Origin of the sequence: Streptomyces cinereospinus, assembly GCF_042430725.1 — a bacterium.
Lineage (GTDB): Bacteria > Actinomycetota > Actinomycetes > Streptomycetales > Streptomycetaceae > Streptomyces > Streptomyces cinereospinus.
Map to the genome: position 1 here is coordinate 1 of NZ_JBHMCY010000036.1, position 26,389 is coordinate 26,389.

Sequence of the window (26,389 nt, forward strand, 5' to 3'; positions counted from 1 at the left end):
CAATTTTTGGGAAAACCCCCGCATCCTCGGATGCGGGGGTTTTCTGCGTTTACGGTGTTATCCATGAGCAGCAGTGTCGAAGAGCGGTATGTGGTGCGGCCCCTGCGGGCCGCGGAGTGGCCGGCGATGCGGGAACTGCGGCTGGACTCGTTGCGCGATCCGGTCGCCCGGATCGCCTTTCTCGACACCTACGAGGAGGCGGCGGCCCGGCCGGAGTCGTTCTGGCGGCAGCGGGCGGAGCAGTCCGCCGAGGGGGCGGCCGGCGCTCGTCAGGTGGTCGCCGAAGGGCCGGACGGGACGCTGGTCGGCACGCTGACCGTGCTGGTCGAGGAGCCGGGGACGACGGACTGGGCCGGGTTCCCCGTCGAACGGCGGCAGGGGCATGTCGTGGGGGTGTACATGCGGCCGGAGCACCGCGGGTGCGGGCTGACGGAGTTGCTCTTCGACGAGGCCCTGGAGTGGTGCTGGGCACGCGGACTGGAGCGGGTGCGGCTCATCGTGCACGAGGAGAACGGGCGGGCCCAGGCCTTCTACCGCAAGACGGGGTTCCGGCCGAGCGGGCGGACCGTGCCGTTGGCCGGTCAGCCGGACGTGTGCGAGCGGGAGTTCGTCCTCGAACGGGAGTGAGAGCGCCGGAGCCGGCCGCCGTGAGCGGGGTCAGACCGGGAGCTCGTCGTGGGGCCAGCGGGTGCGGGCCTGCTCACGGGAGCGCAGCAGGGCGAGGGTGGGCAGACCGTGGTCGGCGCCGGAAGCCAGCAGCCAGGGGAGGTGCGGGAGCGGCGCCACCGCCGCCACGTCGTCGAGGACGAGGGTGAGTGGTGGGTCGAGCCGACCGGAGGATGACCGTTCGGCCATGCGCCGGCCGCGCTCGACCACGCTGGACAGGAGCGCGGTGAGCAGAGGCATCGCGCCCGGGTTGGTCCGGGGGTCCTCGATGGACTCACCGACCACATAAAGCGTGCCCCCTTCGTCGATGAAGGAATCCAGGGCGAGGGCGTCGGGTCGGTTGGGGGTGCAGGATTCCCGGATGTTGACCGTGAACAGTGCCGACAGGGCGCGGGCGGTCAGCTCGTGGGCCATGTCGCGGCGTTCGGGGTGTGCGGTGAGGGCCGCTTCGAGCTCGCCGGCGGCGCCCGGGGCGGCCTTGGGATGGGTGCGCAGGGTGCGTACCGCTTCCTGGATCTGGGTGCCCTGGGACCAGCGGTGGACGTGGCGGACGGTGCGGTTGTCCAGGGCGGCGGCGTGCAGGTAGCTGCGCAGGAGGGTGCGGGCGGTGTCGGTGACCGCCTGGTCGAGGCGTGAGGTGGGGCTGACGGGGGTGAGCAGGGCGATGGCTCTCGCGGTCGCCGTGTCCTTGTCCTCGCAGCGGGTGACGGGGGACCAGTGCAGGCGGGCCGGGGTGTCGCAGGTGTGGGTGGGGTCGTAGAGGAGGGTGGGGCCCAGCTTCGAGCGGGCGTCCTTGGTGTCCTGCCAGAGGTCGGGGCTGGAGGTGACGACGAGGGCGGGGCCGTCCGCGTCCCGGATCGCCTCGGTCGCGGTCGTGCGGCGGCTCTCCCCGGTGGTGATGAGGACGCTCTCCCACCCGCCCGGCCGTTGACCGGCGAACGCGGAGGGCTGGTGCTCCGTCCCGTCCGCGCCGTGCGGCTCCGTCGCGTCAGGGGCGACCGGTGCCGCCCGCGTGGGGGCCGGGGGCCTCGGGTTCGGGACCTCGCGCGCCGCGGCCGGCTCGGGGGCCGGTGCCTGCCGCGGGGCCGCCCGGCGCCTCGCCCGGCCGGCCCGCCACCGCGCCACCGTCCCCAGGACGAACATCGCCAGCACGAACAGCACCATCAGCTGGCCGATGAGCAGCCCCCAGAACAGGCCGTACCCCGAGAGCTGCGTTCCCGGGGTCTGCGGCCAGGCGCCGGGGAGGTCCTGCGGCTGGCCGATGAGGTGGCGCATGGCCAGAGGCGTACGGGGGAACGTCACGCCCTGCGGCCAGGACCCGTGGGCCAGCCAGGCGGCCAGGCCCGTGGCCGACCAGACCAGCAGGGTCATGCTGAGCAGGAACGCGAGTATGCCGATCAGCAGGCCGTCGGGGATGCCGCCCCGGGCGTCCCGCCGGTGGTCGTCCGCTCTCACGCCGTCCCCTTGCGCCACCGTCTTACGCCACCGTCGACTCGGAGTCGCCGAGGTGCTGTTCCACGAACGCCGCCGCCCGTTCCTCCGCCTCCAGCTCGGCGGCGCGCAGGGCGTCGTCGGTGAGGTCGGCGGCGGACTCGGTCATCGCGCGGTCGGTGAAGACCAGGGGGCGTTCCGTCTCCGTGACCAGGTGTTTGACGACCTGGACGTTTCCGTTGACGTCCCACACCGCGATGCCCGGTGTCAGCGTGGGGATGATTTCCACGGCCCACCTCGGCAAACCCAGCACCCGGCCGGTGGCCCGCGCCTCGTCCGCCTTCTGGGCGTAGATCGTCCTGGTGGAGGCCATCTTCAGGATCGCCGCGGCCTCCTTCGCGGCCGCCCCGTCCACCACGTCGGACAGGTGGTGGACGACGGCCACGAACGACAGGCCGAGGCGCCGGCCGAACTTCAGCAGGCGCTGGAACAGCTGGGCGACGAACGGGCTGTTGATGATGTGCCAGGCCTCCTCGACCAGGAAGATGCGCTTCTTCCGGTCGGGGCGGATCCAGGTGTGTTCCAGCCAGACGCCGACGATCGCCATCAGGATCGGCATGGCGATGGAGTTGCGGTCGATGTGGGAGAGGTCGAAGACGATCAGCGGGGCGTCGAGGTCGATGCCGACCGTGGTCGGTCCGTCGAACATGCCCCGCAGGTCACCGTCGACCAGGCGGTCCAGGACGAGTGCCACGTCCAGGCCCCACGCCCGTACGTCGTCTATGTCGACGTTCATCGACTCGGCCGACTCGGGCTCGGGGTGGCGCAGCTGCTCGACGATGTCCGAAAGGACCGGTTGCCGCTCGACGATCGTCTCGTTGACGTAGGCGTGCGCGACCTTCAGGGCGAAGCCGGACCGTTCGTCCAGCCCGTGCCCCATCGCGACCTCGATGATGGTCCGCAGCAGGGCCAGCTGGCCGGTGGTGGTGATCGACGGGTCCAGCGGGTTGAGGCGGATGCCGTGGTCCAGGGCGGCCATCGGGTCCAGCCGGATGGGAGTTATCCCCAGCTCCTGCGCGATGAGGTTCCACTCGCCGACGCCGTCCTCGCCCTGGGCGTCCAGGACGACGACCTGGCGGTCGCGGAAGCGGAGCTGGCGCAGGACGTACGTCTTCTCCAGGGCCGACTTGCCGTTGCCGGACTCGCCGAGGACCAGCCAGTGCGGCGCGGGGAGCTGCTGGCCGTACAGCTGGAACGGGTCGTAGATGTAGCCCTTCCCGGAGTAGACCTCGCGGCCGATGATGACGCCGGAGTCGCCGAGGCCGGGGGCCGCGGTGGGCAGGTAGACGGCCTGGGCCTGGCCGGTGGAGGTGCGCACCGGCAGCCGGGTGGTCTCCACCTTCCCGAACAGGAAGGACGTGAAGGCTTCGGTGATGGCGGAGAGCGGGTCCCGCATCAGGGCATCAACCCCTACCTTCGGATTCCGGTGGCGAACGGGAGCGTGTTCACGAAGGCCCGGTGGTGCTCGCGGTCGCACCACTCCAGCTTCAGGTACGACTTTCCGGCCGACGCCCTGATCGTGCGCTTGTCGCGGGCCAGTGCCTCCGGGGAGCGGGAGGAGACGGTGATGTAGCCGACCAGGTTGACGCCGGCCGCGCCGCTCGCGAGGTCCTCGCCGCGCTGGTCGAGGCGGCTGTGGGCGGCGACGTCGCGCGGGTCGACGGTCCGGTTCATCTTGGCGGCGCGGGACGCCTCGGCCTCGTCGTTGGTCTTCTCCGTCAACATGCGTTCGATGGCCACCTCGGTGGGTTCGAGATCCATCGTGACGGCGACCGTCCGGATGACGTCCGGGGTGTGGACGAGGAGCGGGGCGAGGAAGTTGACGCCGACGGGGGTCATCGGCCACTCCTTGACCCAGGCGGTGGCGTGGCACCACGGCGCGCGGGTCGAGGACTCCCGGGTCTTCGCCTGGAGGAAGGTGGGCTCGGTGGCGTCCAGCTCGGCCGGCCAGGCGTTGCGTTTCGTCATCGCCTGGATGTGGTCGATCGGGTGGTCCGGGTCGTACATGGAGTGGATGAGCGAGGCGAGCCGGCCCTGGCCGAGGGGCTGGCGCACGCGGATGTCGGCCTCCTGGAGCCGGGAGCAGATGTCGGTCAGCTCGCGGGCCATGACGACCGCGAGGCCGGCGTCGCGGTCGGCCTTGCCGCCCTGCGGGCGGGCCGCGCGGGCCATGGCGTGGGCCTCGGCGGCCAGTTCGCGGTTGAAGTGCATGCAGGCGACGAGGTAGGCGCGGTGCTGCTCGCTGCTGGTCGACACCATCGACTGGAGTTGGTCGTACGACTGCTGCAGCCACCCCGGTGCGCGGTCGTCGCCGCGTACGGCGACGTCCTTGGCGTGCGCGTCCGGGTCGGCGGGGAGGGTGCGGGCGAGCATCTGCAGACGGGTGACGAAGCCGTCGCCGTTCGCCACGTGCTTCAGCAGGGTGCCGAAGCGGTCGACGAGGGCTTCCTGGTCCTCGCTGTCGCGCAGGCCGACGCCGGGGCCCTCGATCTCGATGGCGGCGGTGACGGTCTTGCGGTCCGCGTGCAGCAGTACGGCGATCTCGTCGGGGCCGAAGGGGGCGGCGAGCCAGGTGATGCGGCCGATGCCGGGCGGCGGGCCGATCTCGATCTCGCGCCCGTCGAGCCGTGTGCCCGCCTCGATGACGCCGGAGCGGTAGGTGGCGCCCTGCTTGAGGGTGCGCTTGTAGCTGCGGTTGATCTCGAACCACTTGTAGATCGTGCGGTGCTTGTACGGCACGTAGACCGCGGCCAGCGCGAGCAGCGGGAAGCCCATGAGCAGGACGATCCGCACGGTGAGCACGGGGACGAGGAGGCCGCACATCATGCCGAGGAACGCGCCCACGATGATCAGCGCGATCTCGCCGGTCTCTCTGTTCCGGCCGACGATCGCGTTCGGCCGGGCGCGGCCGATCAGATATGTACGGCGGGGCGTGACCGGATGGGACAGATGGGACTCGGTCGTCAACGCCCGTCACCTCCTGAGCGGTTGTTGCTGCTGTTGCGGGTGTTGCTGGCGTGAGGTGTGTTGACCGGGCTGGAGGAGCGCGGCGCGGGTGCGGCGGAGGGGACGGTTCCGCCGCCACCGGTCGAGGGGCGTGAGCTGTGGGCGGCCACGCCGCCGGAGGCCTGGTGGGCGGGGCGGGGGCCGCCGCCGGAGGACTGGGCCTGGCCGTTGTTGTCGGCGCGGGTGCTGTGGGTCTTGATGCCCTGGGCGACGAGGGTCGCGGGGGAGCTGATGACCGCGGCGGCCTTGCCCTCGGCGCCCTGCATCAGCCGGTTGTTGCGGGAGCCCGCGATCTCGTCGCCGAAGCCGGGGACGAAGCGGTAGATCATCGCGGAGGCGAAGATGGCGAGCAGGATGATCGCGAGGCCGGAGACGACGGCGGAGTAGGCGTCCGGGCCGTCGTCGGCGCTGAGCGCGCCGGCCAGCCCGAGGACGATCACGATGACGGGCTTGACCAGGATGACCGCGATCATGATGCCGGCCCAGCGGCGGACGTGGCCCCACAGGTTCTTGTCGACCAGGCCCGCGTAGACGACGGTGCCGAGGAGGGCGCCGACGTAGAGCAGGGCGGCGCGGATGACGAGCTCCAGCCAGAGCACGCCGGCGGCGAGGATGCTGACCAGGGAGACGACGATCAGCATGATCGGGCCGCCGCCGATGTCCTCGCCCCTCTCCAGGGCGCCGGAGAAGTTGCCGAAGAAGGCGTCCGTCTGATCGCCGGTGGTCCTCGCGAGGACGTCCGCGATGCCGTCGGTGGCGGAGACGACCGTGTAGAGGATCAGGGGGGTGAAGGCGGAGGCCAGGACGGTGAGCCAGAGGAAGCCGATGGCTTCGCCGATGGCGGTGGTGAGGGGGACGCCCCGGACGGCTCGCTTGGCGACGGCCAGGAGCCACAGGAGGAGGGTGAGGACGGTGGACGCGGCGAAGACGACGGCGTACTGCTGGAGGAACTGGCCGTTGGTGAAGTCGACGTTCGCGGTGTCCTCCACGGCCGCGCTGAGCTTGTCGATGGTCCAGGAGGCGGCGTCGGCGCAGCCTTGGGCGAGGGAGGAGAGGGGGTCGAGGGTGCTGGTGGGGTCAAGGGAGGGGGTGGCGCCGGAGCCGCCGGAGTCGCCCGTGTCGTTCTCGCAGATTTCCCTGGCCTGGCCCGACAGCAGGTCGCAGTTGTTGTCGGACGAGGTGGGAGCGGGCGTCGGTGCCGCGAACGCCTTGGTGGCCGACAGCACGAGGGCGGTCTGAACGGCGGTGACGGTGGCGGTGACCTTGAGCGCGCGGTGCCGGTTACCGGGCATAAGTGAAGCCTCCGTACTCCTCGACGGTCTTCGCCATCTCGTCGGCGCTGGACGCCCTGTCGTCACCGGGGACGGGCGCGGGGCCGTCTTCCTGGGAGAAGCTGTCGACCTTCCAGTCACCGGCCGTCCAGCGCAGCTGGAGTGTCATGGTGAACCAGTCGCTGGTGACCGGGTTGGTCGAGCGTTCGCCTGTGGTGCCGAAGACTCCCGTGCACCAGACCTCGACCGTGGCCCTGGTGTCCGCGTATGCCGTGACCTTGGTGCCGATCGGCATGGTGCGTGAGACGTAGGTCTGGCCGGTGGCCGGGTTGCCTTTCGCGTCGAGCCCGACGCTCTGCAGGAACTCCCTGGAGTACGCCTGGTTGAAGGTGTTCTCCAAAGCGGCCTGTCTGTTGGCGACGAAGACCTGCTGAAGGATCTCGGTGCGCCGGGCCGGCTTGAGGATGTCGGCGGAAACCAGCACCACCGCGTAGTTGGCCGCCGCCGACTCGGCCCCTTGCCGGCTCTGTGCGAACCCCGTGGGGATGCCCTTCGCCCTGGTCTCCACCGGCCGCTCCCCGGTGGCTTCCGTGGCGGAGGTCAGGGGGGTGGAGCCGCCGGTGGTCGTCGGGGGGGCGTCGGTGTCCGCGCGGTTGGCGAAGGCGATGGCGGCGATCAGCAGGACCACCACGCCGACCACCGTGACCAGGCTCCGGGAGGAGCCGCGGGCACGTCGGCCGCCGCCGTACGGCTCGCTGTCCGGCAGCCGGGTACGGGTGTGCCCGGTGCCGGCGTAACCGCCGGAGGAGTCGTGTTCGTCCCCGGGACTCATGGCGCGTCCGCCCCCTCGATGCCGTGGCGGAGACCGTCGTACCGCATGACCGCGCAGGGGTACGACGGTGGCCGCGCTGCTTCCCGTACGGGCGCGGTGTGGTGACTCGACATCAGGGACATGGGGGAGACGCAACCTCAGCCGGTGGGCACGACGGGCGGGTGGGGTAGGGGGACCGGGCGCGCCCGGAGAGGACGGGGGGCCTTACACCGCCATGCCGTACACGATGGTGAAGAGGGTGCCGAGGGACCCGATGATGAAGACTCCGGTGAGGCCGGCGATGATCAGGCCCTTGCCCTGTTCCGCGCTGAAGGTGTCCCGGAGGGCCGTGGCGCCGATGCGCTGTTTGGCCGCCCCCCAGATGGCGATGCCGAGACAGATCAGGATGGCGACCGCCATCACCACCTCGATCATCACCTTGGCCTCGTTGCCCAGGCTGCCGAAGGGGCCCCAGTCCGGAGCGATCCCGCCGATGATGGTGTTGATGTCTCCCTCGTCGGCCGCAAAGAGCATGTAAGTCACCGCCCCTGTTGGGTAGTTCCGCAGTCCCCTGCGGTGCGCAGAGGTCAGGCCTCATTCTCGCCGATAATTGCGCCGTCGTATGTCGACTTGGCGTCATTGTTTGGCGGGTTTCGTACGAATACCTCGTATCGTCACTCTGTGTATCACGGCATATGACGCCGGGCAACGAGGTGGGAGCGGAACCTGTGGTGTGGTGCCGTCGTTGAGCCTCTTCATGACCGGGCCCGTTTCGGGTGGCGGGCGGGGGTGAGTGGTCGTGCCGCTGCTCCAGGGTGACGGGTGAAGGCTATCGCCGTGAAGGGCGCGGCCGGTGACGAGGGGCCGGCGCGGGCGCAGTCCGAGCAGCAGGAAGTGGACGAGGTCGCCAAGGGTGCGGGAAGGCGCCGTTGGCGGTGCGCGGGCTACGTGGGTCCCGTGGGTCCGGACGGCCTGACCGGGACGCGCGGCGCCCCCGCCCTGGTCAGCCGCTCGGCAGCGGTCAGTGACGCGGCCGCGACCCGTCAGCTGCGAACGGTGTCGCAGGAGTTGGCGGGGCTGGGCTTTCCGGCAATGCCGGCGACGGACGCGGGTGCGGGAGCCGGCAGGCCCCGAGCCTGGGCGGCGCTCCCCACCGCCGCCAACGCCGCTACATGCCGCTCGGCCGCCACCCGTAGCAGCACCGTGCGCAGCGACTCGCGGGTGCTGCCGCGGGTCTTGACGGCGTGACAGTTGGGGCAGAGGGCCACCATCTGGCTCGGGTGGTCCCGGCCTCCGAGGCCGAGGTCGACCACGTGGTCCACCTCCAGTATCGGCTGCCCCGCGTCGGTCACGTCGGCGGGCTGACCGGCGCAGGCCGGGTTCTCGCACCTGCCCTGGCTGCGGCGCAGCACCGCGCGCCGGGCCGAACCGGACCGCAGGGGGTTGCGCCTGGGCCGGGTGGCATGACGTGCGCGCTGCTCGCCCTCGCGGTGCTCGACGATGTGGCACAGCCGCTCGTAGTGAGCGGCGGCGAGCAGCCAGGTCTCCGGCCGCGCGGTCGAGCCGTCCTGGTCCGCCTCCTCGCCGGCGTCGCGCAGCAGTTCCGTTTCGTCGTACAGGCCGAGGTCGGTGAGGAGGGGCTCATAGTCGAGGTCCTCGAAGAACGTGCACAGCAGCGTGTCGATCACGGCCAGGCGGGTGTCCGCCGAGTGGCGCAGCAGGTCGTACGCCGACTTCGTCAGGCCGCCGACCGGCTGCTGCTCGGTGAACCAGCGGCGTAGCTCCGTGTCCCCGTGGGCGGCCGGCGCGGGGGCGGTGAGGCCCTGCAGCTCCCACAGGCCGCCGCGGTGCAGGGCGGCGACCGGATAGTCCGGACGGGGGCGTTCTCCGCGCAGGCCGTGGCGCCGGAGCAGGCCGCCCAGTTTCTGCTCGGTCTCCGGCCAGGGCAGGAGCCGACGCTCCCCGCGCAGGGCGCGGGACAGGGCCCAGAGCAGGGTGATCGGCTGGAACAGGGCGGGGCAGCCGGAGGAGCGGTTCACCCGCAGCCGGGACACCCGGGCGACGAGTTCGCCGCAGGCCAGTACCGGCTCCGGGACGTCGTCCGCGACCGCGTAACCGAGCCGCCTCAGATGACGGACCGCATGGTCCGCGCCGCCCGAGAAGTCCGCCGCTGTCAAAGGGCGTTCACCGGGCAGGAAGCCGTGGGCCACTCCGGTGATCGCCTTCGAGTCGTAGTACCGGCCCGCATGGCACAGCAGGTACCGGCGGGCCCGGCGGAAGCCGTATCGCGCGAGGAAGTCGTCCCTGCCGAGCCGGTCGAACTCCCGGACCGCCTGCTGTATCTCCGTGCGGGTGATGTCCGTCAGCGCCATGACCGGAACGGTAGGCCACGGGTCTGACAACCGATCAGCCCCGTGTCCCGGAAGCTCCGCTCTCTTTTGGTTCGGCGCCTCTACACTGACCTGGGCGTACTCCCGGGTGGTGAGGGGCGGTTGACTGTGCGTAAGGCGTGGGTCGTGGCGTTCGCCGCTGTGGGTGCCGGGGTCGCGTTCATGATGGTGCTGGTGGTGGGCGTGTACCTGGTGGCCGGGAACCTGGTCGGCGGGGTGAGTGGGGCCGGGCGGAACCTGGCCAAGGGGTCCGTGCCCGCCGCCTATCAGGCGCTCGTGCAGAGGTGGGGCAATCTGTGTCCCGCCATCAACCCGGCGCTGCTGGCCGCGCAGCTGTACCAGGAGAGCGGGTTCAACCCGAGTGCGCGCAGTCCGGCACAGGCTCAGGGGATAGCGCAGTTCATCCCGGGGACCTGGGCATCGCACGGGATCGACGGGGACGGTGACGGGGACCGGGACGTGTGGGACCCGAATGACGCGATTCCGTCGGCCGCGTCGTACGACTGCACCCTCGCCAAGTACGTGCAGGACGTGCCGGGGGACGCCACGAAGAACATGCTGGCCGCCTACAACGCGGGGGCCTACGCGGTGATCAGGTACGGGGGCGTGCCGCCGTACGAGGAGACCCAGAACTACGTCCAGGTCATCACCACGCTCCAGGAGAGCTTCGCCGCGCCCGTCGGGCGGGTCGACCCGTCCGAGCAGGCGGCGGGGGCCATCCACTACGCGCAAGAGAGGCTCGGCACGCCGTATCTGTGGGGCGGCAACGGCACGCCTGAGCAGGGCGGACGCTTCGACTGCTCGGGGCTGACCCAGGCGGCCTACGAGAGCGTGGGCGTCACCCTGCCCCGGGTCGCCAACGACCAGTACAACGCCGGTCCGCACCCTGGCCGGAACGAGCTGCTCCCCGGCGACCTGGTGTTCTTCTCCGACGACCTCACCAACTCCCGGGCCATCCGGCACGTGGGGATCTACGTCGGCGGCGGATACATGATCAACGCGCCCCGGACCGGTGCCGTGATCCGCTTCGATCCCATCGACACCCCCGACTACTTCGGCGCCACCCGGGTCACCGAAGATGGCGCGAAAGCGCTCCCCTCGGCGGTCTGACGACCGCCGGGACGGAGCGTGAACTCCACCCCTGAGCTGCGGCGATGTATCTCTCTTCGGTAACGTCTGCGTGATCATTTCGTGGAATGCGGAACGTGGAGACGGAGGCCGTGCGTTCCTGTTGACGTAGCCGAGCGGATGCCGGCCGGGGCACGTGTCAGCGCGCCGCGGCGGGGCGGATCCACCACGCGGATCGACGCGGATCTACACACCACGGGGGTGGCAGAGCGGCGCACGCACGGATGCGCCCGACAGACGACGAAGGGGCCGCTGCACCATGGCTGGACTCGCGCAATCCGGGTCGAACCCCGACGTCGAGCTGCTCTACGACATCAACGGCCTGGCCCAGGACGCCCCGGGGTGGTTCGACCGCGGCGTGGAGTTCGTCGGGGAGTACGGGCTGCTGCTCGCCCTGGTGCTGCTGGTCGTGTGCTGCTGGTGGAGCACGCGGCGGCACAGCGGCATCTCCGGCGAGGAGGCGGCGGGCGCCGCCGCCGCGCTGGTCTGGGCGCCGCTGGCCGCGGGCGTCGCGGTGCTGGTGAACGTGCCGATACGCGGTTTCGTGGAGCGGCCCCGGCCGTTCTACGAGCACGAGGGGCTGGAGGTCCTGGTCGCCGGGAAGACCGACTTCTCCTTCGTGAGCGACCACGCGACCATCGCGATGGCGCTCGGGGTCGGGCTGTTCGTCGCGCACCGCGCCTTCGGCCTGGTGGGGATCGGGCTGGCGCTCGTCGAGGGCTTCTGCCGGGTGTACATGGGCGTGCACTACCCGACGGACGTCATCGGCGGGTTCGCGCTGGGTACGGCCGTCGTGCTGCTGCTGTCGCCGGTGGCCACGGCCCTGCTGACGCCGGTCGCCAAGGCCGTGGAGCGGTCGCCCCGGGCGGGGTGGCTGATCCGGCGGCGGCCGGTGGTCGAAGGGCGGGAGGCGCTGATCCCGGGGGCCCGCAAGGAGGCCACGGAGGCCGAACAGCGGGACCTCGCGGCGTAACGCCGGCGGGCGCCCTCGGAAGGCCCGGGGGTATGTGAGGACGCGGTTCGGGTCGTAGGGCCGCTTCAGCCTGGCCAGGCGCGGGGCCGCGTCCCCGTGGTACGCCGTCCGCCAGTCCTTCGGCCGGTCCTTCGGGGCCGCCGTCGTGGATCGCTGCGCGGATGCCGCGGGCGCGGGCGTGGGCGGTGCCGATGTCGTCCGGGTGGGCGACGCAGGCGACGGCGGCGGGCCTGAGCGCGTCGAAGCGGGCGGTGCACAGCTGGTGGGCGGTCGGCCGGGCGGCGTCGCCGGGGCGGATCAGCGTGCCGTCGGGGCCGTGGGCGAGTGCCGGCCAGTCGGCGGCGGGCGTACGGGCGCCGGTGCCGGGCGGCGGGGTGCTGCGGCCCGTGGTGACGGTGCCGCGGCCCGCGCCGGGGGCGGGGGTGGTCGTGGCGGTACCGGAACCGCCGCCGCACGCCCTCGCCGACACGATCCCCACGTATCCGCGGCGGCCCGCCCCCGACGAACGCGCGCCGTACCACGAGTGCCTCCCGCCGCCATCGTCCACGTCAGACGAGACGGCTCTTCGGGGCCCGGGTTACGCGCGTTTTCGGCCTGCGCGTCCGCGCACTTCCGGCCAGCGTCTCCGCCTCCGGTCGCGCACCCCGTCGCGCACCGTGACCCGTCGTCACCCGTGCCCTGCCCGCGACGACCCGTACAGTGGCGGGGCGACAAATCGGCCGCCGTGCCGCATAGGCGCCTTTCGGGTGCGGCGCACGGGCGTGACCGGGGGCGCGCGTCCAGATTTGGGCTTCCACTGGGACCTGTGTGTGCCCTCCCCGTAAGCATTCCGTGACCTAACCGCACCGACCGCAGGGGTTCACCCTCCGTTCACTTACGGCCATAGGCGGCTTCACCTGATCTGCCTAATTTCGGCCTTACCGGTGACGGGCGTGCTCGCATAAGCGCCCCCGCCGACCAGACTTCGCACGCCGCCGATCAGGACGGCGGCTCCCGGAAGGAACTCCCGAAAGTGAAGCTTCAGCGCATGAACCGGCGGGCCCTCACCCTCGGTGCTCTCGCCGTCTCCGGCGCCCTGGCCCTCACGGCGTGCGGCTCCGACGACACCGGCACCGGTGGTGACGCGTCCGCGAGCGCCCCGGCCGCCGGCTCGATCGACTGTGGTGACGCCGAGGGCCAGCTGCTGGCCGACGGCTCCTCCGCGCAGAAGAACGCGATCGACGCCTGGGTCAAGCAGTTCACCGCCGCCTGCCAGGGCGTCCAGATCAACTACAAGGGCTCCGGCTCCGGCGCCGGCATCACCGCGTTCACCCAGGGCCAGGTCGCCTTCGCCGGTTCCGACTCCGCGCTGGACGAGGAGGAGATCGCCGCGTCCAAGGAGGTCTGCCAGGGCGGCCAGGGCATCGACCTCCCGATGGTCGGCGGCCCGATCGCGGTCAGCTACAACGTCCCGGGTGTCGACAACCTCGTCCTCGACGCGGCGACCCTCGCCCAGATCTTCGACAGCAAGATCACCAACTGGAACGACGCGGCGATCAAGAAGCTGAACCCCGAGGCCGAGCTGCCCGACCTGAAGATCCAGGCCTTCCACCGCTCGGACGAGTCCGGCACCACGGACAACTTCACCAAGTACCTGATCGCCACCTCCCCGGACAACTGGAACTACGAGGGCGGCAAGGCCTGGCAGGCCAAGGGCGGCCAGTCCGCGTCCGGCTCCTCCGGTGTCGCGCAGCAGGTCTCCCAGGTCTCCGGCGCGATCAGCTACATGGAGCTGTCCTACGCCGAGGGCATGGACATCGTCGCCATCGAGACCGGCGCCTCCGAGCCGGTCAAGGCCTCCACCGACGGCGCCACCAAGGCCATCGCGGACGCCAAGGTCGTCGGCCAGGGCCAGGACCTCGCCCTGGAGATCAACTACAAGACCAAGGCCGAGGGCGCCTACCCGATCACCCTGGTCACGTACGAGATCGTCTGCGACAAGGGCAACAAGGCGGAGACGCTGCCCACCACCAAGGCGTTCCTGAACTACATCGCCGGTGAGGAGGGCCAGGGTCTGCTGGCCGACGCCGGCTACGCGCCGATCCCCGACGAGATCATCGCCAAGGTCCGCACCACCATCGAGGGCCTGAGCTGACCTGAGTGCGCGGCCCGGCCCCCTGCCCGGGGGGCCGGGCTCCGCACCGTCCGGTGCACCGCCGCCAGGAGTCGCACGCCGCGTGCGACTCCGCAGACCGGAGAACCTGATGGACATAACGACCAAGAACACTGACGCGCCTCCCCCGATGCCCACGCCGACGGAGACCGAGCGCAAGCGCGCCGCCCGCGGTGCCACCCGGCCCGGTGACCGGATCTTCCTCGGTCTGTCCCGCGGGTCGGGCATTCTGCTGCTGGTGATCATGGCCGCGATCGCGGTCTTCCTCACCTACCGCGCCGTCCTCGCCATCAGCGAGGACGAGGGCAACTTCCTCACCACCTTCGAATGGAACACGGGCACCCGGCCGCCGGTCTTCGGCATCGCCGTCCTGGCCTTCGGCACCGTGGTCTCCTCGATCGTCGCCATGGCCATCGCGGTCCCGATCGCGGTCGCCATCGCGCTGTTCCTCACCCACTACGCCCCGCGCAGGCTGAGCGGTCCCATCGCCTACGTGATCGACCTGCTCGCCGCCGTGCCGTCCATCGTGTACGGCCTCTGGGGCGCCCTGATCCTCGTACCGCAGCTGAACGGCCTGTTCAGCTGGCTCGACACCTACTTCGGCTGGACCGGCATCTTCTCCTGGGAGGGTGGCCCGGCCCGCTCGATGCTCACGGTCGGCATCCTGCTGGCGATCATGATCCTGCCGGTCATCACCAACGTCAGCCGCGAGGTCTTCCGCCAGGTCCCGCAGATGCACGAGGAGGCGGCCCTGGCCCTCGGCGCCACGCGCTGGGAGGTCATCCGGATGGCCGTACTGCCGTTCGGCCGCTCCGGCGTGATCTCCGCCTCGATGCTCGGCCTCGGCCGCGCGCTCGGCGAGACGATGGCCGTCGCCACCGTGCTCTCCCCCTCCTTCGACATCCAGGCCAGCCTGCTCAACGCGGGCGGCGGCACGTTCGCCCAGAACATCGCCAGCAAGTTCGGTGAGGCGGACACCTTCGGACGGGACGCGCTGATCGCCTCCGGTCTGGTCCTGTTCGTCATCACCCTGCTGGTCAACGGCGCGGCCCGCGCGATCATCGCCCGCCGCAAGGAGTACTCGGGGGCCAACGCATGAGCACCGTCCTCACCGACAAGCGCCCCAGCACGCTGCGCGGCGCCAGCCTGCCGAAGTGGGGTCCCTGGGGGATCGCCGCGGGCTCGCTCGCCGTCGCCGTGGGCATCGGCCTGGTGGCCGGCCTGGACAGCCGGGTCCAGTGGGGCCTGATCGCCGCGATCCTGTACGTCCTCGGCACGTTCGCCATCGCCTCGGCCATCGAGGGCAAGCGGCAGGCCAAGGACCGCGTCGCCACCTCCCTGGTCTGGGTCGCCTTCCTGATCGCCGTGGTGCCGCTCGCCTCCCTGGTCTGGGCGACCATCGAGCGTGGCACGAAGGTCCTGGACGTCTACTTCCTGACCCACTCGATGGGCGTCGTCGGCGACCGCGAGGTCGGTGGCGGTATCTACCACGCCATCATCGGCAGCCTGGAGCAGGTCGGCCTCGCCACCCTGATCGCCGCGCCGATCGGTGTGCTCACCGCGATCTACCTCGTCGAGTACGGGCGGGGCAACCTCGCCCGGGCCGTCACCTTCTTCGTCGACGTCATGACGGGCATCCCGTCGATCGTCGCCGGTCTGTTCATCCTCAGCATCATGCTGATGTTCGAGATGCAGCCGTTCGGCTTCGCCGGCTCGCTCGCGCTGGCGATCCTGATGATGCCGGTCGTGGTGCGGTCCACGGAGGAGATGCTCAAGCTCGTGCCGAACGAGCTGCGGGAGGCGTCGCTCGCGCTGGGCGTGCCGAAGTGGCGGACGATCCTGAAGGTCGTCCTGCCGACGGCGATCGGCGGTATCACCACCGGCATCATGCTGGCCGTCGCCCGTATCGCGGGTGAGACGGCGCCGGTGCTGCTGCTGGTGTTCGGCAACCCGTTCATCAACAACAACCCGTTTGAAGGGGCCCAGGCCTCGCTGCCGCTGTACATCTACCAGCAGTACTCTCAGAGCGCCGGTGCCGAACCTGCGTTTGACCGTGCGTGGGCCGCGTCGCTGACGCTGATCGCCTTCGTGATGATCCTGAACCTGCTGGCCCGCGGCATCGCCCGCTGGAAGGCCCCCAAGACCGGTCGCTGACGCGGCCACTCAGCGACCGATTTTCCGAAAGAAGCAGTGATTTCACATGGCCAAGCGCATCGATGTCAGCGGCCTCAGCGCCTACTACGGTTCGTTCCGTGCCATCGAGGACATCTCGATGACCATCGAGCCCCGTTCGGTCACGGCCTTCATCGGGCCGTCCGGCTGCGGCAAGTCCACCTTCCTGCGCACGCTCAACCGGATGCACGAGGTGACTCCGGGCGGGCGGGTCGAGGGCAAGGTCATGCTCGACGACGAGAACCTGTACGGCACGGGTATCGACCCGGTGTCCGTGCGGCGTGAGGTCGGCATGGTGTTCCAGCGGCCGAACCCGTTCCCGACGATGTCGGTCTACGACAACGTGGCGGCGGGGCTGAAGCTGCTCGGGTCGTACAAGAAGTCCGAGCTGGACGACATCGTGGAGCGGTCGCTCAAGGGGGCGAACCTCTGGAACGAGGTCAAGGACCGGCTGAACAAGCCGGGGTCCGGGCTGTCGGGTGGTCAGCAGCAGCGGTTGTGCATCGCGCGGGCGATCGCGGTCGAGCCGAACGTGCTGCTGATGGACGAGCCGTGCTCCGCTCTCGACCCGATCTCGACGCTGGCGATCGAGGATCTGATCGGGGAGCTGAAGGAGCGGTTCACGATCGTCATCGTGACGCACAACATGCAGCAGGCCGCCCGGGTGTCCGACCGGACGGCGTTCTTCAACCTGGCGGCCGTGGGGCAGCCGGGGAAGCTGATCGAGATCGACGACACGGAGCGGATCTTCTCCAACCCGTCGGTCCAGGCCACGGAGGACTACATCTCCGGGCGTTTCGGCTGATCGAGCCCCTCGCGGTGCTGCATGGCGGTGCCACCGCGAGGACGAAAAGGGCCCGCCCCTGGCTCCCGGGGGCGGGCCCCCGTCGTTGTTGTGCCGGGTGCCGGGTGCCGGGTGCCGGGTGCCGGGTGCCGGGTGCCGGGTGCCGGGTGCCTGCGGCGGCCCGCGCGGGTGGGGTGCGTGGTGGCTGTAGCGCTGCTGGCCGGTGGGTGGGTCGGGGCCGTGCCGGGGGGTGTCCGTCCTCGGAACGGCGCGGAATCGGTTGCTTACCGACGTACCCGGGTTGACGCGCCAACCGCTGCGGGCGGACACCCCCCGGCACGTCCCCTTCCCGCCCTGGGCGGGTGCGGGCAGCGTCTCACGGGGGGTTCGTCCCTTGCCGTCGTGTGCGGGTGCCGTCTCACGGGGGGGTCGTCCCTTGCCGTCGTGTGCGGGTGCCGTCTCACGGGGGGGTTCGTCCCTTGCCGTCGTGTGCGGGCAGCGCCTTACGAGGGCGGTCCCTCCCGCCGTGGGCGGGTGCGGGTGCCTTTCGGGTACGTCCTGCTGTGGGTGGATGTGGGCAGCGGTCGGCCGGGGGGCTCGGCTTTCCGTCGTTGCGGCGGGTGCGGGCAGGTCCTCGCCGCCGTACGGCTTCCGCTGGGAGGCTGTCTGCTGGGGGTGCTAGAGGAATGCCAGGTGGACGAGGCCGAAGGCGCAGGCCGCTACCGTTGCGGCGGCCGGCATCGTGATGAACCAGCCCAGGATGATGTTCTTGGCCACGCCCCAGCGGACGGCGTTCACGCGCTTCGTCGCGCCGACGCCCATGATGGCCGAGGTGATCACGTGCGTGGTGGAGATGGGGGCCTTGAAGAGGAAGGCCGTGGTGAACATGATCGACGCGCCCGTCGTCTCGGCGGCGAAGCCCTGCGGGGGGTCGAGTTCGATGATCTTGCGGCCGAGGGTGCGCATGATGCGCCAGCCGCCGGCGTAGGTGCCGAGGGAGAGCATGACCGCACAGGCGATCTTGACCCAGAGCGGGATCGGGTCGCCGTAGTCCTCGACGTCCGCGATGACCAGGGCCATCACGACGATGCCCATCGTCTTCTGGGCGTCCTGGAGGCCGTGGCCCAGGGCCATGCCGGCCGCGGAGACCGTCTGCGCGATGCGGAAGCCGCGCTTGGCCTTGTGCGGGTTGGCCCGGCGGAATATCCACATGATCGCCGTCATCACCAGATAGCCGATGATCATGCCGACCACGGGGGAGACGAACATGGGGATGACGATCTTGTCGATCACCCCGTGCCAGTAGACCTGCGTGCCGCCGGCCAGAGCCGCGCCGACCATGCCGCCGAAGAGGGCGTGCGAGGAGGAGGACGGCAGTCCGAAGTACCAGGTGACGAGGTTCCAGGTGATGGCGCCCAGGAGGGCGGCGAAGAGGATGCCCATGCCCGTGGAGCCCTTGGGCGTTTCGATCAGGCCCTCGCTGACCGTTTTGGCCACGCCGCTGCCGAGGAAGGCGCCTGCCAGGTTCATGACCGCGGCCATGGCGAGGGCGGCCTTGGGCGTCAGGGCGCGCGTCGACACGGACGTGGCGATCGCGTTCGCCGAGTCGTGGAAGCCGTTGGTGTAGGTGAAGAAGAGGGCGACCAGGATGGTCACGACCAGCGCGAAGGTGTCCATGGAGGGGTCAGGACTCCTTGACGGCGATGGTCTCCACCGTGTTCGCCACGTGCTCGAAGGCGTCGGCGGCCTCTTCCAGGACGTCGACAATCTGCTTGAGCTTCAGCACCTCGATCGCGTCGTACTTGCCGTTGAAGAGGTGGGCCAGCAGCTTGCGGTGGATCTGGTCGGCCTGGTTCTCAAGGCGGTTGACCTCGATCCAGTACTCGGTGAGGTTGTCCAGGGTGCGCAGGTGGGGCATCGCCTCGGCCGTCAGTTCGGCGGCGCGGGCGAGGACCTCGATCTGTTGCTCGACGCCCTTGGGCAGTTCCTCGACGTTGTAGAGGACGACCAGGTCGACGGCCTCCTCCATGAAGTCCATGATGTCGTCGAGGGAGGACGCGAGGGAGTAGATGTCCTCGCGGTCGAAGGGCGTGATGAAGGAGGAGTTCAGCTGGTGGAAGATCGCGTGCGTGGCGTCGTCACCGGCGTGTTCCGCTGCCCGCATACGCTCTGCGATCTCGGCCCGGGCGGAAGCGTCCGCCCCGAGCAGTTCCATCAGGAGTTTCGAGCCGGTGACGATGTTGTCCGCGGATGCGGCGAACATGTCATAGAAGCTCGTCTCCCTGGGGGTCAGACGAAAGCGCACGTGGGGTCCTCGGGGTGCTTCGGTTTCGGTCAGGCTGATGCTAGGTGCAACATCCGGCCACAGCTAATGGGCCGTCCTCCAGTGTCGCCCATGAATTTCGTGCATCTGTACGGGGGCGGTTCGGTGGCCGGTCCGGGCAGGGGCCAAGGGGCCTATACCCAGCAAAGTTCGGTACGATATACCCAGTAGGGGTATGTGGATGGAGGGTGCGCGATGACGACCGCCGAGGCCGGTGAGGGCGTGGTGACCGATCTCGACCGGGGCATCCACGGGTACCACAAGCAGAAGGAAGAGCATCTGAAGCGGCTGCGGCGGATCGAGGGGCAGATCCGCGGGCTGCAGCGGATGGTCGACGAGGACGTGTACTGCATCGACATACTCACGCAGGTGTCCGCGTCCACGAAGGCCTTGCAGTCCTTCGCCCTGCAACTGCTGGAGGAGCACCTGCGGCACTGCGTCGCCGATGCCGCGCTCAAGGGCGGGGACGAGATCGACGCCAAGGTCGAGGAGGCCACGAAGGCCATCGGGCGGTTGCTGCGAACCTGAGCTCCGCTCACCCGCCGGCGGAGGCGCGTTCTTCGGCCACCCGCAGGACCTCGTCGATGCTCTCCAGGCTCAGCCGGTCCTCGTCCGCCGCGGAGGCCGCGATGATCAGCTCTCCGCACAGCTCGATCTCGGCGAGCGCCACGTGGTCCTGAACTGCCGTACCGCCGACCGGAGCCACGTGCGTCACCTCTTCTCTGCCGTCACCGGCTTTCCAGAGTAGGCAGTGTCCTCCATGACGCGCATGGCACGGACGGGCTAGTTCACGCCGGTCACTCCTCGGCGATCCGGCCCGCGTAGATGTCCCGGGCGGGCGGCAGGCGGACGTCGGCGGGGGCGCCGAAGTCGTAGAGCAGGGTCGTGGAGGCGACGGCCACGGTGCTCTGCCGGTGTCCGTTGACGAAGCTGAAGCGGTGCCTGATCTTCCGGATCCGGCCCTCGTCGTCGAGGAACACGTCGAACGGGACGACGGCCGTGGCGAACCCTTTCGCCGCCGCGGCCAGCGAGGCCCGGCCCCCGGAGGAGGCGGCCTCGGCGGCCGTCGCCAGGTCGGCGGTGCCCCGGTAGTGGTGCACCGGGGTGCCGGCCACCTCGGTGCGGCCGGCGTACGTCGCCCTGCGGGTGCCGCGCAGCACCTCGGCGGCGGCGTAGGGGTCCGTGGCGCCGCCGGTGACCAGGTTCCCGTCGGAGAGGGTCGCGGTGTCCACCCGCACCCACTTGTCGGCCGGGACGCCGGCGCCGCGGTTCTTCATGTACAGGGCGCCGGGGGCGAGGAGCTCGGTGATCGGGCGGTGCTCCGGCTGGCCGGCCGGGTCCTGCGGGAGCAGCACCTTCAGCCGCCCGCGCCGGCGGGTGTAGTCGTAGACGCCCTCGCCGCGGATGGTGACGCGGGTGCCGCCGGTCGCCATCTCCATCGACGTGCGGGCCTTGGAGGTGCCCGCGTCGACCAGTGCGTCGGCGGCGCGGTGCAGGGTGCGGACCGGGTCGGCCGGGCGGGCGTCCTCGGCGGCGGCGCCGCCCGTGCATCCGGTGGCGACCAGGCAGACGCAGGCCGTCAGCCCGGCCGCCGCGACCGTCGTGCCCGTCCTGCCGTGCTGCTCCGCCATCGTCCGCCTACCCCCAGCCGTACGTCCGTCCCGGGCGTCCTGTTGTCCGGTAAACGACGGGTCGGTGGAGCCGTCACGCGGGATCCGGGGTGGTGGAGGGGTGCGCGGGGGGTGTTCGACCGCGGTGCACGTGGGGCGCCGCGGCGATGCTCACCCGGGGCCGGCCCGCTGTTCACCTGGGCTGGGTACCGTGACGGTGTGACAGAGCAGGATCGGTTCGCCCCAGGTCCCGACCGTTCGGAGCACCGCACCAGCACGGTCGAGCAGGGACCCTTCTGTGTGGCCCGGTGCAGCTGCGGCTGGCGCGGGCCCGCCCGCCGGGCGCGGAGTCTGGCCCGGACGGACGCGGCGGGGCACATGGCCGAAACCTGACGGCCTCCTGACGGCCTGCTGACTGCCTCCTGACGGTTCGACCGTCCGGCGGCCGCGGGCTCAGGCGTGGCGCACGGTCGCCAGCAGTTCGTCCACCAGTTCGCGGTCCCGGGGCTGGGTCAGGCGCAGCCGGGCCGCCGAGGGCGCCAGCCACAGGATGCGGTCGACCTCGTCGTTGGGGGTGAAGCCGCCCGAGGTGGCCTCGGCCGCCCAGTAACGGACCTGCTTGGGGCGGCCGTTGGCCAGGTAGTGCAGCGTGGACAGCTCGGCGCCGGGCGCCGCCGCGCAGCCGGTCTCCTCCGCGACCTCGCGCAGCGCGCCCGCCAGCGGGTCCTCACCGCGCTTGAGCTTGCCCTTGGGGTGCGACCAGTCGTCGTACTTCGGCCGGTGGACCAGGCAGATCTCCAGCCCTTCGGCGACGGGCGAGCGGCGCCACAGCACGCAGCCGGCCGCCAGGACCGGGGTGTCCCGCGCACCGGCCGGCCGCCGCTCACCGCCCTCGCGCATGTTCAGACCGTCCCCACCGGGTGTTTCTGCCACGACTGCTGGAACGCGAACCGGGCCGCCTCCACCTCGTGCCGCTGGTCGGCGTGGAGCACCCCGAGCGCGTACGCGGTCGCCGGTGCGATGCGGGGCGTGCGGGCCGCCGCGGCCGCGGCCGCGGCCGCCTCGGAGGCGTCGCGGTGCCGGTTCAGCGCCTGCCCCGCGCCCAGCAGGCGGATGTCGGCCGGGGCCTCGCCGTGCAGCACCTCACGGGCGTAGCGGTGCAGCCGCAGCAGCAGCCGGACCTGGTGCCAGGGTGCGTCCTGCGGGTGCGGGGCGGGCTCCGGGGAGAGGCCGTGGATCAGGGCCTCCGCGTTGTACGGGTGGCCCGCGGTGACCAGCGGAAGGGCGGTCACCGCGTCGGTGAGGCGTTCCTCGGCCGCCGCCGCGTGCGGGCGCAGGTCCGCGCCGGCCGCGGCGGGGACGATCGGGACCTCGCTCGCCAGTACGGCGACCTTGTCGGCGACCGCGTGGAAGCGCGAGGAGCCGAGGGCCTGCAGGGCGGTGGAGTGGGCCCGGGTCCGGGCCAGGGTCAGCTGGCGTTCGAGCAGCGCGCCCGCCTTGGCCGCGCCGACCGTGAGCGTGCCGCGCTCCGGTGCCGCCGGCGGGCCGGCGGTGGGCGGTGCCGCCGCGGCCGCCCGGGCCGCCCCGGCGGTGCGGCCGCCCGCGGAGGCGCCGGCCGTGGGCATGGCGACGGCCTGGGCCGGGAACGTCGCCCCCGACAGCCGGTGCAGGGCCTGCAACAGCCGCTCCAGGCGGGCCGCGTAGGCGTGTTCCAGGGCCAGGGTGCCGGAGAGCCAGGCCAGTTCCGGGCGCATGCCCTCCGACCAGTCCGGGTCCAGCAGCGGACGGAAGGTGTGCAGGCTGCCGCTGATGCGGCGGGCCGAGCGGCGCAGCGCCCGGGCCGCGTCGACGGTCTCCTGCGTGCCGTTGCCGGCCGAGCCGGCGCCGGTCTCCCGGTGCAGCCGGAGCGCCCGCAGGAACTCCGTGGCCTGGGCCCGCAGGTAGCCGGCGAGGGCGTCCGCGGTGGGGGTGCCTCCCTGGCCGGGCGGGGCCGCGAGCTGGGGGGACGGCCCGGCCGTCGGGTCCGTCGGGTCAAGGTGTCGCTGTGCCACGCCGGCGCCTCCGGGCGTCTATGAGCATCTCCTGGACGTTCCGCAGGGGCCCGCCGTCCGCGTCCACCGCGTGCCGCGTCCACTCGCCGTCCGGACCCAGGTGCCAGGAGGCGGTGGCGTCGGACATGCCGGTCTCCAGGAGCCGGTTGAGCGCGGCGCGGTGCGCCGGGTCGACGACGCGGACCAGGGCCTCGATGCGGCGGTCGAGGTTGCGGTGCATCATGTCGGCGCTGCCGAGCCACACTTCGGGTTCACCGCCGTTGCCGAAGGCGAAGACCCGGGAGTGCTCCAGGAAGCGGCCGAGTATCGAGCGGACCCGGACGTTCTCCGACAGGCCCGTCACCCCGGGCCGGATCGCGCAGATGCCGCGCACCCAGACGTCGACCGGCACACCCGCCGCCGACGCGCGGTACAGGGCGTCGATCACGGCCTCGTCGACCATCGAGTTGACCTTGACGCGGACGTAGGCGGGGCGGCCGGCACGGTGGTGCTGGATCTCCTTGGTGATCCGCGCCACCAGGCCGTCGCGCAGCGACTTGGGGGCGACCAGCAGCCGGCGGTAGGTCTCCCGGCGGGAGTAGCCGGAGAGCCGGTTGAACAGGTCGGACAGGTCCGCGCCGACCTGCGGGTCGGCGGTGAGCAGGCCGAGGTCCTCGTAGAGGCGGGCGGTCTTCGGGTGGTAGTTGCCGGTGCCGACGTGGCTGTACCGGCGGAGCGTGTCGCCTTCCTGACGGACCACCAGCGACAGCTTGCAGTGGGTCTTCAGGCCGACCAGGCCGTAGACCACGTGGCAGCCGGCCTCCTCCAGCTTGCGCGCCCACTTGATGTTGGCGTGCTCGTCGAAGCGGGCCTTGATCTCCACCAGGACGAGGACCTGCTTGCCGGACTCGGCGGCGTCTATCAGCGCGTCCACGATGGGCGAGTCGCCGGAGGTCCGGTACAGGGTCTGCTTGATGGCGAGGACGTCCGGGTCGGACGCGGCCTGCTCCAGGAAGGCCTGCACGGAGGTGGAGAACGAGTCGTACGGGTGGTGCAGCAGGACGTCCCTGGCGCGCAGCGCGGCGAAGATGTCGGGCGCGGACGCGGACTCGACCTCGGCCAGGTCGCGGTGGGTGCCGGCGACGAACTTGGGGTACTTCAGCTCGGGCCGGTCCAGGCCGTGGATGCGGAACAGGCCGGTGAGGTCGAGCGGGCCGGGCAGCGGGTAGACCTCGGCCTCGCTGATCTTCAGTTCGCGCACCAGCAGGTCCAGCACCTCGCGGTCGATGGACTCCTCGACCTCCAGACGGACCGGCGGGCCGAAACGGCGCCGCATGAGCTCCTTCTCCAGGGCCTGGAGCAGGTTCTCGGCGTCGTCCTCCTCGACCTCCAGGTCCTCGTTGCGGGTCAGCCGGAAGGCGTGGTGCTCCAGCACCTCCATGCCGGGGAAGAGCTCCTCCAGGTGCGCGGCGATGACGTCCTCCAGCGGGACGTACCGGCCGGGGGTGGCCTCCAGGAAGCGGGAGAGCAGCGGGGGCACCTTGACGCGGGCGAAGTGCCTGTGGCCGCTGACCGGGTTGCGTACGACGACGGCCAGGTTCAGGGAGAGGCCGGAGATGTACGGGAACGGGTGTGCGGGGTCCACGGCCAGCGGGGTCAGGACCGGGAAGATCTGGTGCCGGAAGAGGGTGAACAGGCGGGCCTGTTCCTTCTCGGTCAGTTCGCTCCAGCGGACCAGGTGGATGCCCTCCTCCGCGAGTGCGGGGGCGACGTCCTCGTGGTAGCAGGCGGCGTGCCGGGCCATCAGCTCGCGGGAGCGGGCCCAGATCATCTCCAGCACCTGCATCGGCTGGAGGCCGGAGGCGGAGCGGGTGGCCACGCCGGTGGCGATGCGGCGCTTGAGTCCGGCCACCCGGACCATGAAGAACTCGTCCAGGTTGCTGGCGAAGATCGCGAGGAAGTTGGCGCGCTCCAGCAGGGGCGTGTTCGGGTCCTCGGCGAGTTCCAGGACGCGCTCGTTGAACGCCAGCCAGCTGCGCTCCCGGTCCAGGAACCGGCCCTGCGGCAGCGGGACGCCGTCGGCCTGCGCGTCCGCGTAGACGTCGAGGTCGGAGTCGAGGTCGGGCTCCAGGTCGGAGACCGTGGCGGAGACCGTGTGCGGGCGGTGCGCGGCGATGGAGCCCACGGAGGGCTGTACGTGCTGGACCTGTGCCTGGGCGTTCTGCTGGCTCATGGCCCCATTGTTCCGCGCCCGGGGCGAAACGGGCGCGTCGGACCGGGCGGGCGGGACCATCGCGGCCCCGTTCCCCGCGGGGCCCTCGGGGGGCGGCGAAGGCTCTGGCACGGCGGGCGTCATTGGCCGAGCGTCGCAAGCCCGGCTGAATGAATGGTTACGGAGACATGACGTGTGGGATAGCGGGGGGAGGCTCCCCGGCGCCCATGGCCGGGGGTGTCCTGGCCGGGGGTGTCCTGCGGCGGGGGCGGGGCGGGGCCGTCGCCGGCGGGGGCCTCGGAGGCGGTGGGACGCCCGGTGCGGCACGGTCAGGACGGCCGTGCCGAAGATGATCGGCGCGGCCGGCACCGCCGGCTTGGCGGCCGGCCGCGGGCCGACGTGACGGACCGGGTCCAGGCCGGCCGGGGCGTGCCGTTCTCCGGTTCGCGGCCGAGCGGCGCGCCGCCCGCCCAGGCGGCGGCGGCCAGCGGGAGCAGGGCGATCAGCCCGCCGCCGACGCCCAGAGCGTCCCGTGGCGCTGGTGGCGGGGCCGGTGCGGTCGCAGGACGGGCTCGGGCCGGGACCGGCGCAGTCGAGGGCGGTGAGCCGGCGGCCGGCCGTGCGGGACCCCGCGACGGTGTGCGGGCCGGGGCGGGCGGCCGCCGGGCCGGTGACGAGGGTGTGCGCGGCGGGCGGCTCGTCTCCAGCGGGCCGGCCGGCCGTGCCCGGCCCGCGCCGGGCGGGAGCAGGTGGTCGCAGCAGCCCTCCGGCTCGCTGACGGCGTGCGGGGACATCGCGACCGTGGTGCCGCGCTCGGCGGCGTCGGCCACCCGCAGGCCGGTCGGCCGGTGCCGGGCGAGCGGGTCCGGGTCGGCCATGGGCTCGTCGAGCGGCAGCAGCTCGGGGCGCTTGCCCGGCGCGAGGGCGCGCGACCCGGCTGCGCCGGCCGCCGGACAGGGGGCGCACGGTGGCGTACGGGGCCGGGCCGCCCTCCGCGACGACCCGCTCGGCCACGGCCGGGACCCGGCCCCGCGGGTTCGGCTCGCGCCCCAGGCGGGCGCCTCCGCGACGGTGAGCTGCGGATGCGGGGGGCTTGTCCTGGGCGACGTGCGCCAGGCGCTCGCGGGCCCGGGCGGGGGTGCCGCCGAGGACGGTGAGCGTGCCCTCGGTGGGGCGGTCAGCCCGGCGGCGAGGGCGAGCAGGGTCGGCGGCGAGGGCGAGCAGGGTCGGCGTGCCGGCGCCGCTGGCGCCCACGACCGCGCGGACCGCGCCGGCGGGCAGGCGGCAGGCGCGGGAGGTGAGCGCCTGCCGTCCCCGCCGCCCGAACCGCTTGCCCGGTGCGGCCGCCTCGACGGCGGTGTCGGTCATGT

The 26,389-nt window shown here is 71.7% G+C and carries 22 protein-coding genes; 8 read left to right on the forward strand and 14 right to left on the reverse strand.

Features of this window, described 5'->3' with window-relative positions; all coding sequences use genetic code 11:
• The first annotated feature begins 63 nt into the window (after positions 1–63).
• Positions 64–627 carry a GNAT family N-acetyltransferase gene (locus ACFF45_RS19545; RefSeq protein ID WP_381347688.1) on the forward strand — a complete coding sequence of 188 codons (564 nt, stop codon included), beginning with the start codon at positions 64–66 and terminating at the stop codon, positions 625–627.
• 30 nt (positions 628–657) lie between these two features.
• On the opposite strand, the gene ACFF45_RS19550 is transcribed toward ACFF45_RS19545, so the two are convergent.
• From ACFF45_RS19550 to ACFF45_RS19580, 7 genes are all read right to left on the reverse strand, one after another.
• Positions 658–2,121 carry a type IV secretory system conjugative DNA transfer family protein gene (locus ACFF45_RS19550; RefSeq protein ID WP_381347689.1) on the reverse strand — a complete coding sequence of 488 codons (1,464 nt, stop codon included), beginning with the start codon at positions 2,119–2,121 and terminating at the stop codon, positions 658–660.
• Positions 2,122–2,143: 22 nt separating this feature from the next.
• Entirely contained in the window at positions 2,144–3,553 is a 1,410-nt protein-coding gene (locus tag ACFF45_RS19555; RefSeq protein WP_381347690.1) for an ATP-binding protein, read from the reverse strand.
• 14 nt (positions 3,554–3,567) lie between these two features.
• Positions 3,568–5,124, reverse strand: coding sequence for an SCO6880 family protein (locus ACFF45_RS19560; protein ID WP_381347691.1), 1,557 nt, complete (start codon positions 5,122–5,124; stop codon positions 3,568–3,570).
• Entirely contained in the window at positions 5,121–6,455 is a 1,335-nt protein-coding gene (locus ACFF45_RS19565; RefSeq protein ID WP_381347692.1) for a hypothetical protein, read from the reverse strand. Before ACFF45_RS19565 ends, ACFF45_RS19560 begins: the two co-directional genes overlap by 4 nt.
• The gene (locus tag ACFF45_RS19570) at positions 6,445–7,266 is read right to left on the reverse strand and encodes a DUF8175 domain-containg protein (protein WP_381347693.1); all 822 of its coding nucleotides are present in this window, start codon (positions 7,264–7,266) and stop codon (positions 6,445–6,447) included. Before ACFF45_RS19570 ends, ACFF45_RS19565 begins: the two co-directional genes overlap by 11 nt.
• Positions 7,267–7,470: 204 nt before the next feature.
• Complete coding sequence (locus ACFF45_RS19575) at positions 7,471–7,779, reverse strand: DUF8827 family protein (RefSeq protein WP_006136301.1); 309 nt, start codon at positions 7,777–7,779, stop codon at positions 7,471–7,473.
• A gap of 509 nt (positions 7,780–8,288) precedes the next feature.
• Positions 8,289–9,617, reverse strand: coding sequence for a phosphorothioated DNA-binding restriction endonuclease family protein (locus tag ACFF45_RS19580; RefSeq protein WP_381347694.1), 1,329 nt, complete (start codon positions 9,615–9,617; stop codon positions 8,289–8,291).
• 120 nt (positions 9,618–9,737) lie between these two features.
• Here ACFF45_RS19580 and ACFF45_RS19585 point away from each other — a divergent pair, with 120 nt between their 5' ends.
• The 6 genes from ACFF45_RS19585 (at position 9,738) to pstB (ending at position 16,865) form a co-directional block, all read left to right on the forward strand.
• Positions 9,738–10,745, forward strand: coding sequence for a C40 family peptidase (locus tag ACFF45_RS19585; protein WP_381347695.1), 1,008 nt, complete (start codon positions 9,738–9,740; stop codon positions 10,743–10,745).
• Between the two features lie 277 nt (positions 10,746–11,022).
• A complete protein-coding gene (locus tag ACFF45_RS19590; RefSeq protein WP_381347696.1) occupies positions 11,023–11,736 on the forward strand; it encodes a phosphatase PAP2 family protein in 714 nt (237 codons plus the stop codon).
• Positions 11,737–12,748: 1,012 nt separating this feature from the next.
• Positions 12,749–13,870 carry a phosphate ABC transporter substrate-binding protein PstS gene (gene pstS / locus ACFF45_RS19595; protein WP_381347697.1) on the forward strand — a complete coding sequence of 374 codons (1,122 nt, stop codon included), beginning with the start codon at positions 12,749–12,751 and terminating at the stop codon, positions 13,868–13,870.
• Positions 13,871–13,979: 109 nt separating this feature from the next.
• On the forward strand, positions 13,980–14,987 hold the full coding sequence (gene pstC / locus ACFF45_RS19600) for a phosphate ABC transporter permease subunit PstC (RefSeq protein ID WP_381347748.1): 1,008 nt from the start codon (positions 13,980–13,982) through the stop codon (positions 14,985–14,987).
• A complete protein-coding gene (gene pstA / locus ACFF45_RS19605; protein ID WP_381347698.1) occupies positions 14,984–16,042 on the forward strand; it encodes a phosphate ABC transporter permease PstA in 1,059 nt (352 codons plus the stop codon). The genes pstC and pstA overlap by 4 nt, the downstream gene beginning before the upstream one ends.
• Positions 16,043–16,088: 46 nt before the next feature.
• A complete protein-coding gene (gene pstB, locus ACFF45_RS19610; protein WP_381347699.1) occupies positions 16,089–16,865 on the forward strand; it encodes a phosphate ABC transporter ATP-binding protein PstB in 777 nt (258 codons plus the stop codon).
• Positions 16,866–17,522: 657 nt separating this feature from the next.
• On the opposite strand, the gene ACFF45_RS19615 is transcribed toward pstB, so the two are convergent.
• On the reverse strand, positions 17,523–18,521 hold the full coding sequence (locus ACFF45_RS19615) for an inorganic phosphate transporter (protein WP_381347700.1): 999 nt from the start codon (positions 18,519–18,521) through the stop codon (positions 17,523–17,525).
• Positions 18,522–18,528: 7 nt separating this feature from the next.
• Positions 18,529–19,149: a DUF47 domain-containing protein gene (locus ACFF45_RS19620; RefSeq protein ID WP_053759661.1), complete on the reverse strand. Its 621-nt coding sequence runs from the start codon at positions 19,147–19,149 to the stop codon at positions 18,529–18,531.
• A 213-nt stretch (positions 19,150–19,362) separates the two neighbouring features.
• Here ACFF45_RS19620 and ACFF45_RS19625 point away from each other — a divergent pair, with 213 nt between their 5' ends.
• Complete coding sequence (locus ACFF45_RS19625) at positions 19,363–19,695, forward strand: metal-sensitive transcriptional regulator (RefSeq protein WP_381347701.1); 333 nt, start codon at positions 19,363–19,365, stop codon at positions 19,693–19,695.
• A 7-nt stretch (positions 19,696–19,702) separates the two neighbouring features.
• Here the strand turns inward: ACFF45_RS19625 and ACFF45_RS19630 are convergent, their stop codons facing one another.
• The 5 genes from ACFF45_RS19630 to ACFF45_RS19650 form a co-directional block, all read right to left on the reverse strand.
• Complete coding sequence (locus ACFF45_RS19630) at positions 19,703–19,882, reverse strand: hypothetical protein (protein ID WP_381347702.1); 180 nt, start codon at positions 19,880–19,882, stop codon at positions 19,703–19,705.
• A gap of 82 nt (positions 19,883–19,964) precedes the next feature.
• Entirely contained in the window at positions 19,965–20,798 is an 834-nt protein-coding gene (locus ACFF45_RS19635; RefSeq protein WP_381347703.1) for an SCO4651 family lipoprotein, read from the reverse strand.
• Between the two features lie 432 nt (positions 20,799–21,230).
• A complete protein-coding gene (locus ACFF45_RS19640; protein WP_381347704.1) occupies positions 21,231–21,677 on the reverse strand; it encodes an NUDIX hydrolase in 447 nt (148 codons plus the stop codon).
• Between the two features lie 2 nt (positions 21,678–21,679).
• On the reverse strand, positions 21,680–22,828 hold the full coding sequence (locus ACFF45_RS19645; RefSeq protein WP_381347705.1) for a CHAD domain-containing protein: 1,149 nt from the start codon (positions 22,826–22,828) through the stop codon (positions 21,680–21,682).
• The gene (locus ACFF45_RS19650; protein WP_381347706.1) at positions 22,809–25,163 is read right to left on the reverse strand and encodes an RNA degradosome polyphosphate kinase; all 2,355 of its coding nucleotides are present in this window, start codon (positions 25,161–25,163) and stop codon (positions 22,809–22,811) included. Before ACFF45_RS19650 ends, ACFF45_RS19645 begins: the two co-directional genes overlap by 20 nt.
• Positions 25,164–26,389: the final 1,226 nt, after the last annotated feature.